General features: G+C 67.6%; 12 protein-coding genes. 6 read left to right on the forward strand and 6 right to left on the reverse strand.

Features of this window, described 5'->3' with window-relative positions:
- Positions 1-51: 51 nt before the first annotated feature.
- The 6 genes from CJ010_RS18065 to CJ010_RS18090 all read left to right on the forward strand — a co-directional run bounded on the left by CJ010_RS18065 (position 52) and on the right by CJ010_RS18090 (position 7,317).
- On the forward strand, positions 52-1,347 hold the full coding sequence (locus tag CJ010_RS18065) for a DUF3422 family protein (protein ID WP_141019339.1): 1,296 nt from the start codon (positions 52-54) through the stop codon (positions 1,345-1,347).
- A gap of 66 nt (positions 1,348-1,413) precedes the next feature.
- Entirely contained in the window at positions 1,414-2,349 is a 936-nt protein-coding gene (locus CJ010_RS18070; protein WP_141019340.1) for a phosphoribosylaminoimidazolesuccinocarboxamide synthase, read from the forward strand.
- A 104-nt stretch (positions 2,350-2,453) separates the two neighbouring features.
- A complete protein-coding gene (locus tag CJ010_RS18075) occupies positions 2,454-3,734 on the forward strand; it encodes an MFS transporter (protein ID WP_141019341.1) in 1,281 nt (426 codons plus the stop codon).
- A gap of 143 nt (positions 3,735-3,877) precedes the next feature.
- Positions 3,878-4,651 carry a DUF2189 domain-containing protein gene (locus CJ010_RS18080; RefSeq protein ID WP_141019342.1) on the forward strand — a complete coding sequence of 258 codons (774 nt, stop codon included), beginning with the start codon at positions 3,878-3,880 and terminating at the stop codon, positions 4,649-4,651.
- Between the two features lie 120 nt (positions 4,652-4,771).
- Complete coding sequence (locus tag CJ010_RS18085) at positions 4,772-6,838, forward strand: M3 family metallopeptidase (protein ID WP_141019343.1); 2,067 nt, start codon at positions 4,772-4,774, stop codon at positions 6,836-6,838.
- Positions 6,835-7,317: a glutaredoxin family protein gene (locus CJ010_RS18090; protein WP_141019344.1), complete on the forward strand. Its 483-nt coding sequence runs from the start codon at positions 6,835-6,837 to the stop codon at positions 7,315-7,317. Before CJ010_RS18085 ends, CJ010_RS18090 begins: the two co-directional genes overlap by 4 nt.
- Positions 7,318-7,329: 12 nt before the next feature.
- Here the strand turns inward: CJ010_RS18090 and amt are convergent, their stop codons facing one another.
- The 6 genes from amt to CJ010_RS18120 form a co-directional block, all read right to left on the reverse strand.
- Positions 7,330-10,719, reverse strand: coding sequence for an ammonium transporter (gene amt / locus CJ010_RS18095; protein ID WP_141019345.1), 3,390 nt, complete (start codon positions 10,717-10,719; stop codon positions 7,330-7,332).
- Positions 10,720-10,895: 176 nt separating this feature from the next.
- Positions 10,896-11,783, reverse strand: a complete 888-nt coding sequence (locus CJ010_RS18100) for an ABC transporter permease (RefSeq protein ID WP_141019346.1) — start codon at positions 11,781-11,783, stop codon at positions 10,896-10,898.
- Between the two features lie 2 nt (positions 11,784-11,785).
- Positions 11,786-12,721 carry an ABC transporter permease gene (locus CJ010_RS18105; RefSeq protein ID WP_141019347.1) on the reverse strand — a complete coding sequence of 312 codons (936 nt, stop codon included), beginning with the start codon at positions 12,719-12,721 and terminating at the stop codon, positions 11,786-11,788.
- A gap of 208 nt (positions 12,722-12,929) precedes the next feature.
- The gene (locus CJ010_RS18110) at positions 12,930-14,222 is read right to left on the reverse strand and encodes a PotD/PotF family extracellular solute-binding protein (RefSeq protein ID WP_141019348.1); all 1,293 of its coding nucleotides are present in this window, start codon (positions 14,220-14,222) and stop codon (positions 12,930-12,932) included.
- A gap of 51 nt (positions 14,223-14,273) precedes the next feature.
- A complete protein-coding gene (locus CJ010_RS18115) occupies positions 14,274-15,266 on the reverse strand; it encodes an ABC transporter ATP-binding protein (protein ID WP_141019349.1) in 993 nt (330 codons plus the stop codon).
- The gene (locus CJ010_RS18120; RefSeq protein WP_141019350.1) at positions 15,266-16,000 is read right to left on the reverse strand and encodes a GntR family transcriptional regulator; all 735 of its coding nucleotides are present in this window, start codon (positions 15,998-16,000) and stop codon (positions 15,266-15,268) included. Before CJ010_RS18120 ends, CJ010_RS18115 begins: the two co-directional genes overlap by 1 nt.
- Positions 16,001-16,083 lie beyond the last annotated feature (83 nt).

Raw genomic sequence — 16,083 nt, forward strand, 5'->3', positions numbered from 1 at the left:
GGCAAGAATGCCGCGTTGCGCCAAACCCGCGGCGCGTCCTGCATAACAACAATGCCCTTCTTCACTCAGCATCCGCTGCGCCAGACGCTCAGCGACGAAGTCCACGCGCGGCCGCAGGTGCCGCTCGACACCCCGGAATTCATCAGCTACCTCGCCTTCCTGCACCACGAAGGCAGTGCCGAACGCGAAGGCAGCCACATCCGCGCGCTGGCCGAGCAGTTCGGGCTGCCGGCGCCGGCCACCGACAGCGGCCACCTGTCGCTCGATTTCGGCGATTTCCGGCTGAAGTGGGAACGCCACAACGAATTCTCCAGCTACACCTTCTTCCGTCACATCGAAGCCGGCGACGTTGCCGACGAGCACGCCCTGCTGGCGGTGCCGGCGGCCTGGCGCAAGGACATCCCCGGCCAGTTGATCGCCGCCACCCACGTCGAACTGCGCGGTGTCGCCGACGTGCCACCCGACACCGTGATGGTGCAGGTCTCGCCGCGCGGCAAGACGGTGGTGGGGTCGCGCATCGCCGACGGTGCCGGCTGGGTGTTCACCGACTTCCACCTGCACGAGGATTTTTCGCGCTTCCTCATCGTTGACGACGGTCTCACCCCGCGCCAGGCCGGCCGTACCGTGCAACGCCTGCTGGAGATCGAGACCTACCGCGTGATGGCGCTGCTCGCCTTCCCGGTGGCCAAGGAGGTCGGCCGCCTGCTGTCGCGCGCCGAGGATGAACTGGCCGACCTGATGGACCGCATGGGCGACGCGCGCAACCCGGAAGACGACCGCGTCGTGCTCGGCCGGCTGACCCGGCTGGCCGCCGAGGTCGAGCGCTCGGTGGCGCGCACCACCTTCCGCTTCGGCGCCGCGGCGGCCTACTACCAGTTGGTGCGCCAGCGCATCGACGAACTGCGCGAGGAACGCCTGCCCGGCTTCCCGACGGTGAGCGAATTCATGGAGCGCCGGCTGACCCCGGCGATCAACACCTGCGCCTCGATCGCCCGCCGCCAGGAAGACCTGTCCGGCCGGATCGCGCGCAACTCGCAGCTGCTGCGCACCCGCGTCGACATCGAGCTGGAACGCCAGAACCAGGAGCTGCTGGCTCAGATGAACCGGCGCGCCAAGATCCAGCTGCACCTGCAGGAAACGGTGGAAGGCCTGTCGGTGGTGGCGATCACCTACTACGCGTCGCAGCTGGTCAATTACATGGCCAAGGGCGCCAAGCACCTGATCGAACCGGCCACGCCGGAGATCGTCACCGCGGTATCGATCCCGGTCATCGCCGGCCTGGTGGCGCTCGGCCTGCGCCGGATGCGCAAGGCCCTGACTGCCGAAGACCGCGGCGGCGCGCATTGATCGCCGCCCTGCCGGGCCGCCCGCGCGCTGGCCTATAATCGCGTTTTGCTCAAAGAGACCCTTTCCGTGGCCACCCCGCTTTTCGAATCCTCCATCAAGAGTCTGCCGCTGCTCGGTCGCGGCAAGGTCCGCGACATCTATGCGGTCGACACCGACAAGCTGCTGATCGTCACCAGCGACCGCCTGTCCGCCTTCGACGTGATCCTGCCCAACCCGATTCCGGACAAGGGCCGCGTGCTGACGGCGATGGCCAACTTCTGGTTCGCCAAGCTCGGCCACATCGTCCCCAACCAGCTCACCGGCATCGATCCGGAATCCGTGGTCGCCGCCGACGAGCGCGAACAGGTACGCGGCCGCGCGCTGGTGGTCAAGCGCCTCAAGCCGCTGCCGATCGAGGCGGTGGTGCGCGGCTACGTGATCGGCTCGGGCTGGAAGGACTACCAGGACACCGGCGCGATCTGCGGCATCGCCCTGCCCGCCGGCCTCAAGCAGGCGGCCAAGCTGCCGGCGCCGATCTTCACCCCGGCCTCCAAGGCCGAAGTCGGCGACCACGACGAGAACATCTCCTTCGCCCAGGCCCAGGCGCACTGCGACGCGGTGCTCGCCGAAGCGCTGGCCGGCACCGGCAAGACCGGCGCCGGACTGGCCGAAGAAGCCCGCCAGGCGGCGATCGCGCTCTACAGCCAGGCCGCCGACTACGCCGCCGGCCGCGGCATCATCATCGCCGACACCAAGTTCGAGTTCGGCGTCGATGCGGCCGGCACCCTGCACCTGATCGACGAGGCGCTGACCCCGGATTCGTCCCGCTTCTGGCCGGCCGACAGCTACCAGGAAGGCATCAGCCCGCCGTCCTACGACAAGCAGTACGTGCGCGACTACCTGGAAACGCTGGACTGGAACAAGAAGGCGCCGGGCCCGAACCTGCCGGCCGACGTGATCGAACGCACCGCCGCCAAGTACCGCGAAGCCTACGAACGGCTGACCGGGCTGACGCTGGCCTGATCCGGCTACGCGCCGCAGCCCCACGGGTTGCGGCGCGGCACAGGCAGCACAAGAACAAGAAATAAAGCGAGCGCCCACGACGGCGCCGCACCGAGGAGAGACGCATGCACCCACCCGCCAGCGGCCGCGGGCTGGCGATGGCCGTCGTCATCGCCGCCTACATCCTGTCCTTCTTCCACCGCTTCGCGCCGGCCGGCATCGCCCAGGATCTGGCCGCCGCCTTCCAGACCAGCGCCGCCTCGCTCGGCGTGCTCGCCGCCACCTATTTCTACGTCTACACGGTGATGCAGATTCCGACCGGCATCCTGGTCGACACGCTGGGGCCGCGCCGCATCCTGACGCTGGGCGGGCTGGTCGCGGCCGGCGGCAGCGCGCTGTTCGGCTTCGCACCTGACCTCGACGCCGCGCTCGTCGGCCGCACCCTGGTGGGCCTGGGCGTGTCGGTGGTATTCATCGCCATGCTCAAGCTGATCGCGGTATGGTTCGACGAACGCCGCTTCGCCACCCTGGTGGGCTTGGCGATGCTGCTCGGCAACCTCGGGTCGGTCCTGGCCGGCACGCCGCTGGCAGCGGTCGCGGAACTCACCTCCTGGCGCAACATCTACGCCGTGGCGGCGCTGGTGTCGGCAGCGCTCGGCATCGCCGCGTGGTTCTTCATCCACGAGGGCGCGGCCCGCAATGCCGGCGCGCCGCCCCTGGACCGCCGTGCAATCTGGCGCGGCCTGGCCGGTGTCGTCGCCAACCGCGCGACCTGGCCGGCGGTGTGGGCCAACTTCGGCATCTGCGGCAGTTTCTTCGCCTTCGCCGGGTTGTGGGCAATGCCCTATCTGGTGCAGGTGCATGGCCTTGCGCGGGTGCAGGCGGCCAACCATCTTTCGCTGTATTTCGCCGGCTTCGCGGTGGGCTGCCTGGCCATCGGTTCGCTGTCCGACCGCCTGGGCCGGCGCAAGCCGGTGCTGATCGCCGGTGCCGCGCTGTATTGCGCGCTATGGCTGGTGTGGCTGTCGGCGGTGCGCATGCCGATAACGCTGTCGTACGCGCTGTTTCTGCTGATGGGCTTGAGCACTGCGAGCTTCTCGCTGACCTGGGCCTGCGCCAAGGAGGTCAATCCGCCTCACCTGTCGGGGATGAGCACCAGCGTTGCCAACATGGGAGGCTTTCTCGCCGGCGCCCTGCTGCAACCGGCGGTCGGACTGGTCATGGACCTCGGCTGGGACGGCAGCATCGTGGACGGAGTGCGGCGCTACACCGTCGACGATTTCCGCTACGGCATCGCGCTGCTCGCGTCGTTCAGCGCCCTCGGCCTGGTCGCTAGCCTTTTCCTGCGCGAAACCGGCTGCCGCAACATCTGGCAGGCGCCGGCCGCGGCGAGGATGCAAGCCTGAGCGCTGGCGGAACAGGACGGCGCGGCAGACACGCATACGGGTAATTCCCGTTCGCGAACTCGCTCTTGCTGTCCTAATCTAAGAAGTAAAGCCACCGCTCCGCAGAGGGCGGCAGACAGCTTCACCACGCGAAGGAGGTTGCCATGAACAAGTCCTACCCGACACTGGACCACCACTTTCACCTGCCCCACATCCGCGAAGTCGGCGCATCTCGACCATTCCAGTGGTTGCGCATGGGTTGGAGCGACATGCGCGACAACCTCGCGGCAAGCCTGAGCTACGGGGTGTTCTTCGCGGTGATCGGCTATCTGATCCTGTCCTATGCGGCCGACATGCCCTACCTCTTCACCGCGGCGATTTCCGGCTTCTTCCTGGTCGGACCGATTGCGGCCGCCGGCCTGTACGAGATATCGCGCCGGCACGACATGGGCGAAAAGGCGACCTTCCGTGAATCGCTGATGGGCCTCACCCGCCACAGCGACTCACTGATGTACTTCGGTCTCTTCCTGGCGATCTCGCTGATCGGCTGGGAACGGATCTCGGCCATCCTGTTCGCGCTGTTCTACCAGGGCAACGTCCCCGATCTGTCCAACTTCTTCCGGGACGTCTTCCTGTCGGGCGATTACACCCACTTCGTGGTTGCCTACGTGGTCATCGGCGGCGCCCTTGCCACGGCGGTGTACGCGCTGTCGGCGATCTCGATCCCGATGCTGATGGACCGCGACGCCGACGCGATCACCGCCGCGATGACCAGCGCCAAGGCGGTCGGCGTCAACCTGCCGGCAATGGCCCTGTGGGCCGGCCTGATCGTGGTACTGGTCGCGATCGGCTTCGCCACCATGATGATAGGCATGGTGGTCCTGCTGCCGCTGCTCGGCCATGCCACCTGGCATGCCTACAAGGATCTGATCGAGTAAGCGGCGCGTCCGCAGCGGACGACGATTGCTTTTGCCCGAGGGCGCCCATAGCGGCGCCCTTCTTACTTTTTGGGCACAATAAGGCCATCACCCGTCATTCTCCGGCCCGATACCGACATCATGAACACCGCCACCAACCCCTTGCTGGACTTCTCCGGCCTGCCCCGTTTCGACACCGTCCGCCCCGAGCACGTCGCCCCTGCGGTGCGCAGCCTGCTCGATGAATACCGCGCCCTGATCGACCGTCTCACCGCCGACCCCGCGGCGCCCACCTGGGACGGCTTCGTCGCGCCGATGACCGAAACCGGCGAACGCCTGGGCCGCGCCTGGGGCGTGGTCGGCCACCTGCACAGCGTGATGGACGTGCCCGAGTGGCGCGAGGCCTACAACGCGATGCTGCCGGAAGTCTCGCGCTTCTACGCAGAGGTCGGCCAGAACCTCGCCCTCTTCCACAAGTACAAGGCCCTGCGCGACAGCGCCGAGTACGCCACTCTGTCGCCGGCGCGCCGCCGCATCCTCGACAACGAGGTGCGCGACTTCCGCCTGTCCGGCGCGGAACTGCCGGACGAAGTGAAGCCGCGCTTCCAGGCCATCCAGGAAGAACTATCGCAACTCGGCGCCAAGTTCTCCGAAAACCTGCTCGATTCCACCAACGCCCACGCCGAGTGGATCGCCGACGAAGCCGATCTCGCCGGCCTGCCGGAAGATTCCCGCGCCGCCGCACGCGCCGCCGCCGACAAGGAAGGCAAGCCGGGCTGGAAATTCACCCTGCACATGCCCTCCTACCTGCCGGTGCTGCAGTACGCCGACAACCGCGGGCTGCGCGAACGCATGTACCGCGCCTACGCCACCCGTGCCTCCGAGCAGGGCAAGCCAGAGTGGGACAACGGCCCGCTGATCGGCAAGATCCTGGCGCTGCGCGAGGAAGAATCGCGCCTGCTCGGCTACAACAACTTCGCCGAAGTCTCGCTGGTGCCCAAGATGGCCGATACCCCGGCCCAGGTGCTCGGCTTCCTGCGCGAACTCGCCGCCAAGGCCAAGCCCTTCGCCGAGCGCGACCTGGAAGAACTCAAGGCCTTCGCCGCCAAGGAGCTGGGGCTGGCCGAGCTGCAACCCTGGGATGTCGGCTACGCCTCCGAGAAGCTGCGCCAGGCGCGCTACGACTACTCCGACCAGGAGGTGAAGCAGTACTTCCCCGAACCCAAAGTGCTCGACGGCCTGTTCGGCGTGGTGCGCCGGCTCTACGGCGTGGACATCCTGCCCGACGAGGCCCCGCGCTGGGACCCGGACGTGCGCTTCTTCCGCATCGAGAAGGAAGGCGACGTCGTCGGCCACTTCTACCTCGACCTGCACGCGCGCGAGACCAAGCGCGGCGGCGCCTGGATGGATTCCGCGCGCAGCCGCCACGTCACCGTCAGCGGCACCGAAACGCCGGTCGCCTACCTGGTGTGCAACTTCCCCGGCCCGGTGAACGGCAAACCCGCCACCTTCAGCCACGACGACGTCCTCACCCTGTTCCACGAAACCGGCCACGGACTGCACCACCTGCTCACCCGGGTAGACGAACTCGCGGTGTCGGGCATCCACGGCGTCGAATGGGATGCGGTCGAACTACCCAGCCAGTTCATGGAGAACTTCTGCTGGGAATGGGACGTGCTGCAGGGCATGACCGCGCACGCCGAAACCGGCGAGGCGCTGCCGCGCGCGCTCTACGACAAGATGATCGCTGCCAAGAACTTCCAGAGTGGCATGCAGATGGTGCGCCAGCTGGAATTTTCGATGTTCGACCTGCGCCTGCACGGCGAGGTCGAGGCCCAGGGCCAGCCGGTAAGCATGGAGCGCGTACTCGACCTGCTCGGCGAAGTCCGTCGCGAGGTGGCGGTGCTGATCCCGCCGGCCTGGCACCGCTTCCCCAACAGCTTCTCGCACATCTTCGCCGGCGGCTACGCGGCGGGCTACTACAGCTACAAGTGGGCGGAAGTGCTGTCGGCCGACGCCTTCGAAGCCTTCGAGGAAGCCGGCGCCGGCAAGGGCAGCCTGCTCGATCCGGAAACCGGCGCGCGCTTCTGGCGCGAGATCCTCGCCGTCGGCGGCAGCCGCCCGGCGCTCGAATCCTTCAAGGCCTTCCGTGGCCGCGAGCCGCGGGTCGACGCGCTGCTGCGCCACAACGGCATGGTGAGCGCATGAAGACCGCCGCGCTGCCGGTGCTGCTCGCTGCCGTCCTGGCGGCAGCGGGCGCGCAGGCGCAGACGACCTACCGCTGGGTGGACGAGCACGGCCGGGTGCAGTATTCGGACCAGCCGCCGCCGCCCGGCGTCAGGCGGGTGGAAGAGAAGCGCTTTCGCAGCGATCCGGCCGACACCGTCGATTCCTACGCGGTGCGGCAGGCCGCAGCCGCCTTCCCTGTCGTGCTCTACAGCTCGGCCAATTGCGGCGACGCCTGCGGCCTGGCGCGCGACCTGCTGAACCGCCGCGGCGTGCCCTTCACCGAGATGCCGATCGCCACCGAGGCGGATCTGGCGGTCTACCGCGAGCGCCTCGGCACGCCCGACGAAGTACCGGCGCTCACCGTCGGCACGCTGCCGCTCAAGGGCTTCCAGGCCGCCGCCTGGAACCGGGCGCTGGACAACGCCGGCTATCCGTCCACGGCCCAGCCCAAGCGCTGAGGCAGCTCGCACCTAGCGCGGCATCATCCGCACCTGGCCCATCTCGGCGAGCGGGCGCGGCATGCCGACGTGATAGCCCTGGGCGTAGTCGATGCCGATCTCGCTCAGGGCCTGCAGGATGGCCTCGTCCTCGACGAACTCGGCCACCGTCGCCAGCCCCATGGTGTGGCCGATGGTGTTGATCGCCTCCACCATCGCCCGGTCGGCCGGGTCGCGCGCAATGTCGCGGATGAAGCTGCCGTCTATCTTCAGGTAATCCACCGGCAGCGTCTTCAGGTAGGTGAAGGACGATAGCCCGCTGCCGAAGTCGTCGAGCGCGAAGGCGCAGCCCAGCCGCTTCACTTCGCCGATGAAGCTCACCACCCGCGACAGGTTGGCCACAGCCGAGCTTTCGGTGATTTCGAAGCAGATCGAACCGGCCGGCAAGGCAGCCTGTTCCAGCCGGGCGCAGATCTCGGCCAGCAGGCGGTCATCGTTGAGCGTGGTGCCCGACAGGTTGATGCACCAGGTGCCCTCCACCCGCCCGCGCTGGCGGTAGGTATCGCCGACCCAGGCCATCACGTTGCGGAACACCCACTCGTCGATGCGCGGCATCAGGTTGTAGCGTTCGGCCGCCGGGATGAAGCTGCCGGGGCTGATCATGCGGCCGTCCTCCTCGAGGCGGACGAGGATCTCGTAGTGGATGTCGCGCCCCGCCACCAGCGGCACGATGGGCTGGGCATAAAGGCGCAGGCGGTCGCTATCGAGCGCGTCGTGCAGCCGCGCCACCCACTGCATCTGGCCGTGGCGCTCCATCAGCTGGTCGTCGTCCGGACGATAGACGTGCACCCGGTTGCGGCCGCCTTCCTTGGCGGCATAGCAGGCGGTATCGGCAGCCGACAGCAGGCGCCCCATGTGCTGGTCGGCCTCGGTCACCGGCACCAGGCCGATGCTGACGCCGATGGAAAAACCCTTGCCCTCCCAGGCGAAGCGGAAGTCGCGGATCGCCTCGCGGAAGCCCTCCGCCATATCCAGCGCCTTCTCCACCGGGCAGTTGAAGAAGATGACGCCGAACTCGTCGCCGCCGAGCCGCGCCAGCAGGTCGGCCGCCCGCATGCGACCGCGCAGCAGCGCGGTGACCTGACGCAGCAGCTCGTCGCCGGCCACGTGACCGCAGGTGTCGTTCACCACCTTGAACTGGTCGAGATCGAGGTAGCACAGCACATGCGTAGCGCCGCGCGCCGGCGGCCGGTTGATCAGGTCGGCCAGGCGGCGCTCGAACTCGCGCCGGTTGGGGATGCCGGTAAGCGCATCCTGACTGGCCTGGCGGGTGAGTTCGCGGGTGAGGTTGAGGGTGACGGTGACGTCGTGGAACACCAGCACCACGCCCATCAGGTAACCGAGCCGGCTGCGGATGGGGGCCGCAGTGTCCTGCACCGGGATCAGCTCGCCGTCGCGTCTACGCAGCAGCGCATGCTCGGTGCTGCGGGTATCGCGACCGTGGGCGAGCACCGACTTAACCGGATTTTCCAGCGCCGCGCCGCTGGCCTCGTCTTGCAGACGGTAGACGGTCGCGATGTTGCGCCCGCGCGCCTCCGCCGTGGTCCAGCCGGTGAGCTGCTCGGCGGTCGGGTTGAGGTACTGGATCAGCCCCGCTTCGTCGGTGGTGATGACGCCGTCGCCGATCGAGGCCAGCGTCACCTGGGCAAGGTCGCGCTCGCGCTGCAGCTGGTCTTCCATCGAGCGGCGGTCGGTAACGTCGCGCACCAGGCCGGTGAACAGGAGCTCTCCTTCGAGCGCGCTCTCGCTCACCGACACCTCCAGCACCCGCGGTGGCAGGCCGCGCCGGTGCAGGCGCAGCTCGGTCTTGTCGCCCGGCACCATCAGGCGGCGCAGCTGGTGCTCCGGCATCAAGTGGCCGTCGCCGAAAAGGCGCACGACCGGCATGCCGATGGCCTGCACGGCCGGCATGCCGAAGAGTTTTTCCGCACCCGGGTTGAGGCTGCGCAGCAGGCCGTCGCGATTGAAGGTGATGATGCCGTCGCGCACGTCGCGGATGACGGCACGGGTCTGCGCCACCGCGCGCTCCAAGGCGTCCATCACCCGGTTGTAGCTGGCGGCGATCTGGCCGACCTCGGTGAAGGGCTCGACCGGCACCCGCACCGCCAACTGACCCGTGCGCTCCTGCACCTCCATCGCCTGCAGCAGATCGAGCAGCTCGGTGCGCGCCCCATGCTCGGAGACGTTGAGGCCGACATGCTCGTGCTCGGGCGACACCCGCAGCGGCATCAGCCGGTTGAGGCCCTTCAGCAGCAGCCAGGCCGCACCGAAGGCCCACGCGCCGCAGACCACGATCCCCAGCGCCTGGACGAAGAGCTGATCGCCCCGACCCAGGCCGGTGCCAAGCGCGGCGAGGTCGCCGAAGAGCGCCACTGCCAGCGTGCCCCAGACCCCGGCGGCCAGGTGCGCCGGAATGGCGCCGACCGCGTCGTCGATGCGCCGCTGCAGCAGGCATTCGTGGCAGACGATCATCGCCAACGCGCCCACGCCGCCGACCAGCAGCGCGCTGCCGGCATCGAGCACATGGGCGCCGGCAGTCACCGCCACCAGCCCGGCGATGGCACCGTTCAGGGTCTGCACCACATCGGCATAGCCGCGCATCCACCAGCTAACGCCCAGGGCCATCAGCACGCCGGCAACCGCACCAAGCACGGTATTGACCAGGATGCCCGGCACCCGGGCGTCCAGCGCCAGCGTGCTGCCGCCGTTGAAGCCGAACCAGCCGAACAGCAGCAACATCACGCCCAGCATGGACAGCGGCAGGTTGCCGCCGGAAATGGCCTGCACGCCGCCGCCATCGAAGCGGCCGCGCCGCGGGCCGATCAGCAGCACCGCCGCCAGCGACACCCAGCCGCCGACGCTGTGCACCACAGTGGAACCGGCGAAATCGACGAAGCCGAGCTCCGCCAGCCAGCCACGTTCGCCGCCGAGCGCCCCACCCCAGGCCCAGTGGCCGAACACCGGGTAGATCACGCCGCCGATGATGGCCGCCACCGCGAGATAGGCGGAAAAGCGCATGCGCTCCGCCACCGCGCCGGACACGATGGTCGCCGCGGTGGAACAGAACATCGCCTGGAAAAAGAAGAAAGCCGCCAGCGAAGCAGCGGCGCCATGGCCCACCGCCACCATGAAGCGGTCGCCGCCGATCAGCCCGGCGGCCGATGCACCGAACATCAGCCCGAAACCGAACAGCCAGTAGAGGGCCACGGCCACCGCGAAATCGACCAGATTCTTGAGCGCGACGTTCACCGCGTTCTTGCTGCGCGTGAGCCCCGACTCCAGGCACAGGAAGCCGGCCTGCATGAGGAAGACCAGACCGGAACAGAACACCACCCAGAGGATGTCGATATCGCTTGCGTGCATACGCTTACCTGTTGATGCGGCAAGACGGGTGGCCCGCCCCAAGGCGGAGAAGCAAACGCCGGGACGCGCACCAACACCGTGCCTTACCGGCGCGGATTCGGTTTCATACGCTTACAACAGATCGTTTAAGCAAGAAGAAAGCCCAGGCCGACCCAAGTGCCCGGGCGGGTCATTCTTCACGCGCTTGCCCGCCGCGCGGCACGGCGTCGCAGCAGGGCCAGTGCGGCGAGCGTGATACCTATCACCAGGAAGGACACCAACGTGGTGAGGGTGCCCAGCGCATAGATCACCGGCGTGGTCACGGTGGTCGTCAGCCCCTGCAGTTCCAGCGGCAGCGTGTTGACGTCGCCGATGGCCTGCGACGAACGTGCAATCTCGTCCCAGCTGAGCGTGAAGCCGAACATGCCGACACCGACCAGGCTGGGCGCGATCATCGGCAGCACCACATGGCGGAAGCGCTGCCAGGGCGTGGCGCCAAGGTCGGCGGCGGCTTCCTCGTAGGCCGGGTTGAAGCGGTTGAACACCGCGAACATGATCAGCAGGCCAAAAGGCAGCGTCCAGGTGAGGTGGGCGCCGAGGCCGGAGCTGTAGAGCCCCATCGCGGTGGTGTAGCTCTCCAGCAGGCTGGTCCAGCCCAACGATTCGGCCAACGCCTTGATGCCGGTATCGATCAGCCGGAACTGCAGGCCGATGCCGAGCGAGACGATGATGGACGGCATGATGAGGCTGGCGATGCTGACGTAGAACACCAGCGTGCTGCCCTTGAAGCGCTTGCGGAAAGCCAGCCCGGCAAGCAGCGACAGCAGCATGGTGAGCACCATCACCACCGCGCCCAGCGCCAGCGAACGGCGGAAGGCGGCGCCGATGTCGATCACGCCGATGCCTTCGAAGAGCTTGGCGAACCAGTGCAGCGACAGGCCGCGCAGCGGGAAGGTGAGCCCGCCTTCCGGGCCCTGGAAGCTGAGCACGAAGATGCCGAACATCGGCCCGTACAGGAACAGCACGAAAGCGACGAAGACGGCGCCGAGCAGGTAGAAGCCGGGCGTGCGGCGTTCACGATTCATGGTCACAGCTCCTTGCGGATGTCGACCAGCCGGGTCAGCGACCAGATGATCATCAGCACGATGGCGAGCAGGATCACCGCGTTGGCAGCGGCGATGGGGAACTGCAGGTAGGAGGTCTGCACCTGGATGGTCTTGCCGATGGAGGCGATCTGCTGGCCGCCCATCACGCCCACGGTGACGAAGTCGCCCATCACGATGGTGATGACGAAGATGGAGCCGATGATGATGCCGGTGCGCGACAGCGGCACCACCACGTTCCACAGCGTCTGCCAGGCCGAGGCGCCGGCGTCCGACGCGGCTTCGAGCAGGCTGCGGTCGATGCGCATCATCGAGTTGAAGATGGGCACGATCATGAACAGGGTGTACAGGTGCACGAAGGCCAGCACCACCGAGAAGTCGGAGAACAGCAGCCACTCGATCGGCTCGTCGATCAGGCCGACGGACATCAGGCTCTGGTTCACCAGCCCGTGGCGGCCGAGCAGCGGCACCCAGGAAATCATGCGGATGACGTTGGAGGTCCAGAACGGCACGGTGCACAGGATGAAGAGCAGGGTCTGGGTGCCGGTGCCCCGCACATGGAAGGCGAGGAAGTAGGCCACCGCGAAGCCGAGCACCAGGGTGATCGCCCACACCAGGAAGCTGAACTTGAAGGTGGACAGATAGGTCTTGGCCGTCACGCACAGGTCTTCGCCACCGACGCAGCCGGCGAAGATGTCGATGTAATTGCGCAGCGTGAAGGCCGGGATGATCTCGTATTCGTTGTAGTCCCAGAAGCTGATCATCAGCACCAGCAGCAGCGGGACGATGAAGAAGACGGCGAAGGCGGCCGACAGCGGCATGGCCTGCAGCCAGGCCGGCAGGCTGCGGCCGGCGGGCCGGGCCGGTGAGGCGGAGGCCGCCGTTGGCGTGTCGGGAAGCGTCGCGGCTACGGAAGGCATCGGCGTGGCTCCAATGGAAGAAAGAGAAAAGACTTCGATGTCGGGACCTCAGCGCACATCACGCACGATCCAGCGGGTGGTGCAGCGGGTTTTCGGCAGGCGGGTTTCGCCAGGCGGCTTGCGGCCCGTGGAGCGGCGAGGCATGTGTTTGGCCTCCGATTTTCGTCCCCTCCCCTTCAAGGGGAGGGAGCAACCGAAGAGCCCACCCTTACGCGGCGACGAACTCGTTCCACTTCTGGACCATGTAATTGTTCTCGTCCATCACCGAGTTCCAGCAGGCGATGCCGCCCATGCGCTGGGCGTAGGAGCCGCCGTCGCGCACCTTGCCGGCCTTCTCCAGCACGGTGCCGTCCGGGCCCTTGATGTCCTTCTCGGCCGGCTTGCCTTCCATCCAGTAAGCCCATTCGTAGGCCTCCATCTTGGCCTTGGCGGTTTCCAGCACCGCCGAGTAATAGCCCTGGCGGTTGAGGAAGGCGCCGGCCCAGCCGTCGAGGAACCAGTTGATGAACTCGTAGGCGGCGTCGAGCTTGGCGCCGCTGAGCGTCTTCGGCAGGCCGAAGCCGGCGGCCCAGGCACGATAGCCTTCCTTGAGCGGCTGGAAGGTGCAGGGCACGCCCATCGAGCGCACCTTGGTGACCGCGGGCGACCACATCGACTGGATCACCACCTCGCCCGAGGCCATCAGGCTGACGGACTCGTTGAAGTCCTTCCACAACGCGCGGAACTGGCCGCGCTTCTTGGCTTCGATCAGCGCCTTGATGGTGAGGTCGATCTCGGCCTTGCTCATGTTGCCCTTGTCCGGGTACTTGTAGATGCCGGCCGCTTCCACCGCCATCGCCGCATCCATGATGCCGATCGACGGAATGTTGAGGATGGCGGCCTTGCCCTTGAACTGCGGGTTGAGCAGCTCGGCCCAGGACTCGATCGGACGGCCGATCAGGTCGGGACGGATGCCCAGGGTGTCGGCGTTGTAGACCGTGGGGATCAGCGTCATGAACTGGGTCGGCGCCTTGGCGAAGACCTTGGAATTGGCGCCTTCGAGGAACATCACCTTCTTCGGCGCGGTGCCCTGGTCGCCCACCGCCTTGCCGTCGATCTCGCCACGGGTGAACAGCGGCGTGATCTTGTCGGCGTTCTTCACCCGGCGGGCGTCGATGCCCATCAGGTTGCCGGTAGGGATGATCTTCTTCAGCGAGAAGTACTCGGTGTCGATGATGTCGAAAGAGTGCGGCGCGGTGACGGCGCGCTTGGTGACGTCGTCGGTGGTCACCGGAATGTATTCGATGCGGATGCCGGTGTCCTTGAAGAACTGGTCGGCGATCTCCTTGCTCTGGTTCACCGCGGTGCCGAGGTAGCGCAGCACCGGCTTTTCCGAGGCATGCACGAAGGGAAAGGCGAGCACGCCGGCGCCGGCCGCGGCGCCCTTGAGCAGCAGGCGGCGGGTGGGGTCGGCGGGGGTGTCGGTGGCGGCGGAAACGTCGGTCGGCTTGCGGTCGGACATGGAGCGGCTCCTGTAGGACGGGGCGAAGGGAGACAGCGGAAGGAAAGGGGTTCAGGCCTGCAGCGCGTGCGCGGCGGCGGCGGGCCAGCTGGCGCGCAGGCTGGCACCGGGTTCGATGGGGGCGGCGAAGAAGTCGCGGTCGGGCACGGTGGCGGCCCATTCCTCGCCGGCGGCGTTGGCGAGCGCGACCTGCACGAAGGTGCCCTGGTATTCACAGGCCTGCACCGTGACGGGTACGCCGTCGCCGTCCGCGGCCAGCGTGATGCGGTCGCTGCGCACCGCGATCTTGCCGGCCGGGGTGGCGATGACGTTGTGGTTGCCGATGAAGCGTGCGACGAACTCGGTGCGCGGCGCCTCGAAGATCTCGCGCGGCGAGGCGGCCTGCTCGATGCGGCCGTGGTTCATCACCACCGCGAGGTCGGCCAGACCCATCGCCTCTTCCTGCGAATGGGTGACATGCACGAAGGTGAAGCCCAGCTCCTTCTGCCAGCGCTTGAGTTCGGCGCGCATGCGCACCCGCAGGAAGGGGTCGAGCGCCGACAGCGGCTCGTCGAGCAGCAGCGCGCGGGGCTCGGTGATCAGCGCGCGCGCCAGCGCGACGCGCTGCTGCTGGCCGCCGGAGAGCTGGCTGGGCAGGCGTGCGGCATAGCTGCCCATCGCCACCAGTTCGAGCAGTTCGTGGGCGCGGCGGTGGCGGGTGGCCTTGTCCACGCCCTTCATCTTGAGGCTGAAGGCGACGTTGTCGAGCACCGACAGGTGCGGGAACAGCGCATAGCTCTGGAACATCATCGCGGTGCCGCGCGCCGCCGCCGGCAGCAGGGTGATGTTGCGCCCGCCGAGCACGATGTCGCCGTCGCTCGCCAGTTCATGCCCGGCGATCATGCGCAGCGTGGACGTCTTGCCGCAGCCCGAGGGGCCGAGCAGGCAGCAGTAGCTGCCACCGGCGATCTTGAGGTCGATGGCATCGACGGCGGTGGTATCGCCGTAGCGCTTGGATACGGCAACGAGTTCGAGTGCGGCGAGGTGGTTCGTGGAGGCTGTCATCAGCTCTTTCTCCGGGCGGGGCTGCGACCGAGCAGGCGCGCCAGCGTGGGCGTGGCGCCGGGCTCCAGGGGTTGCAGACGGGTTTCGATCTCGCCGAGATGGGCAGTCATTTCGGCGCGGGCCTTGTCGCCGTCGCCGCTGGCGATGGCATCGAGCAGGCGTTCGTGGTCGTGCGACACGCACATCGGCTCGCCGGCGCGGTGGTAGAGCGCGAACAGCAGCGAGCTGCGCGACACGAGCTCGCGCAGCAGGTCGGACATCACCGGATTGCCGGCGAAGCGCGCGATCTGCAGGTGGAATTCACCGGACAGGCGGATGGCCTCGGCCTTGTCGCCGCGGGCGGCGGCTTGGAGCTCCTGCTCCATCAGCTCGCGCAGCACCGCAAGCTGGGGAGGCTGGCAGTGTTCGCACAGCTGGCGCACCACCTCGCCTTCGATGAGTTCGCGCGCGGCGAAGATGTGACGCGCCTCCGACCAGTCGGGCCGCGCCACTTCAGCGCTGCGGTTGTGCTGCTGCACCACCAGGCGGTCGCGGATCAGGCCGATCAGCACCTCGCGCACGATGGTACGGCTGACGCCGAAGGAGGCCGCGATTTCCTGCTCGCGCAGCTTGGTGCCCGGCGGCAGTCGATGGTCGACGATGGCCGCGCGCAACTCGGCATAGACCTCGACCGCCGAGCCTATCTCCTGGCCGGAGGGGGCGTTGTCGGCCGGCTTGGTGCGACGCAGGTTCATTCTGGCTCCGCTAGGCTCCCCGCAGGGGGAAACGCAAGAGCATCAGCAAAGCCTGTGCCAAACCGCAAGCGACAGCACACTGC

The organism is Azoarcus sp. DD4 (genome assembly GCF_006496635.1).
Taxonomy (GTDB): domain Bacteria; phylum Pseudomonadota; class Gammaproteobacteria; order Burkholderiales; family Rhodocyclaceae; genus Azoarcus.

What these genes read in the sequence shown, in the direction of transcription:
- CJ010_RS18120 (WP_141019350.1), bottom strand. Translation starts at nt 16,000, where the DNA reads ATGAACCTGCGTCGCACCAAGCCGGCCGACAACGCCCCCTCCGGCCAG.
- CJ010_RS18085 (WP_141019343.1), top strand. Translation starts at nt 4,772, where the DNA reads ATGAACACCGCCACCAACCCCTTGCTGGACTTCTCCGGCCTGCCCCGT.
- CJ010_RS18105 (WP_141019347.1), bottom strand. Translation starts at nt 12,721, where the DNA reads ATGCCTTCCGTAGCCGCGACGCTTCCCGACACGCCAACGGCGGCCTCC.
- CJ010_RS18115 (WP_141019349.1), bottom strand. Translation starts at nt 15,266, where the DNA reads ATGACAGCCTCCACGAACCACCTCGCCGCACTCGAACTCGTTGCCGTA.
- CJ010_RS18080 (WP_141019342.1), top strand. Translation starts at nt 3,878, where the DNA reads ATGAACAAGTCCTACCCGACACTGGACCACCACTTTCACCTGCCCCAC.
- CJ010_RS18065 (WP_141019339.1), top strand. Translation starts at nt 52, where the DNA reads ATGCCCTTCTTCACTCAGCATCCGCTGCGCCAGACGCTCAGCGACGAA.
- amt (WP_141019345.1), bottom strand. Translation starts at nt 10,719, where the DNA reads ATGCACGCAAGCGATATCGACATCCTCTGGGTGGTGTTCTGTTCCGGT.
- CJ010_RS18075 (WP_141019341.1), top strand. Translation starts at nt 2,454, where the DNA reads ATGCACCCACCCGCCAGCGGCCGCGGGCTGGCGATGGCCGTCGTCATC.
- CJ010_RS18100 (WP_141019346.1), bottom strand. Translation starts at nt 11,783, where the DNA reads ATGAATCGTGAACGCCGCACGCCCGGCTTCTACCTGCTCGGCGCCGTC.
- CJ010_RS18110 (WP_141019348.1), bottom strand. Translation starts at nt 14,222, where the DNA reads ATGTCCGACCGCAAGCCGACCGACGTTTCCGCCGCCACCGACACCCCC.
- CJ010_RS18090 (WP_141019344.1), top strand. Translation starts at nt 6,835, where the DNA reads ATGAAGACCGCCGCGCTGCCGGTGCTGCTCGCTGCCGTCCTGGCGGCA.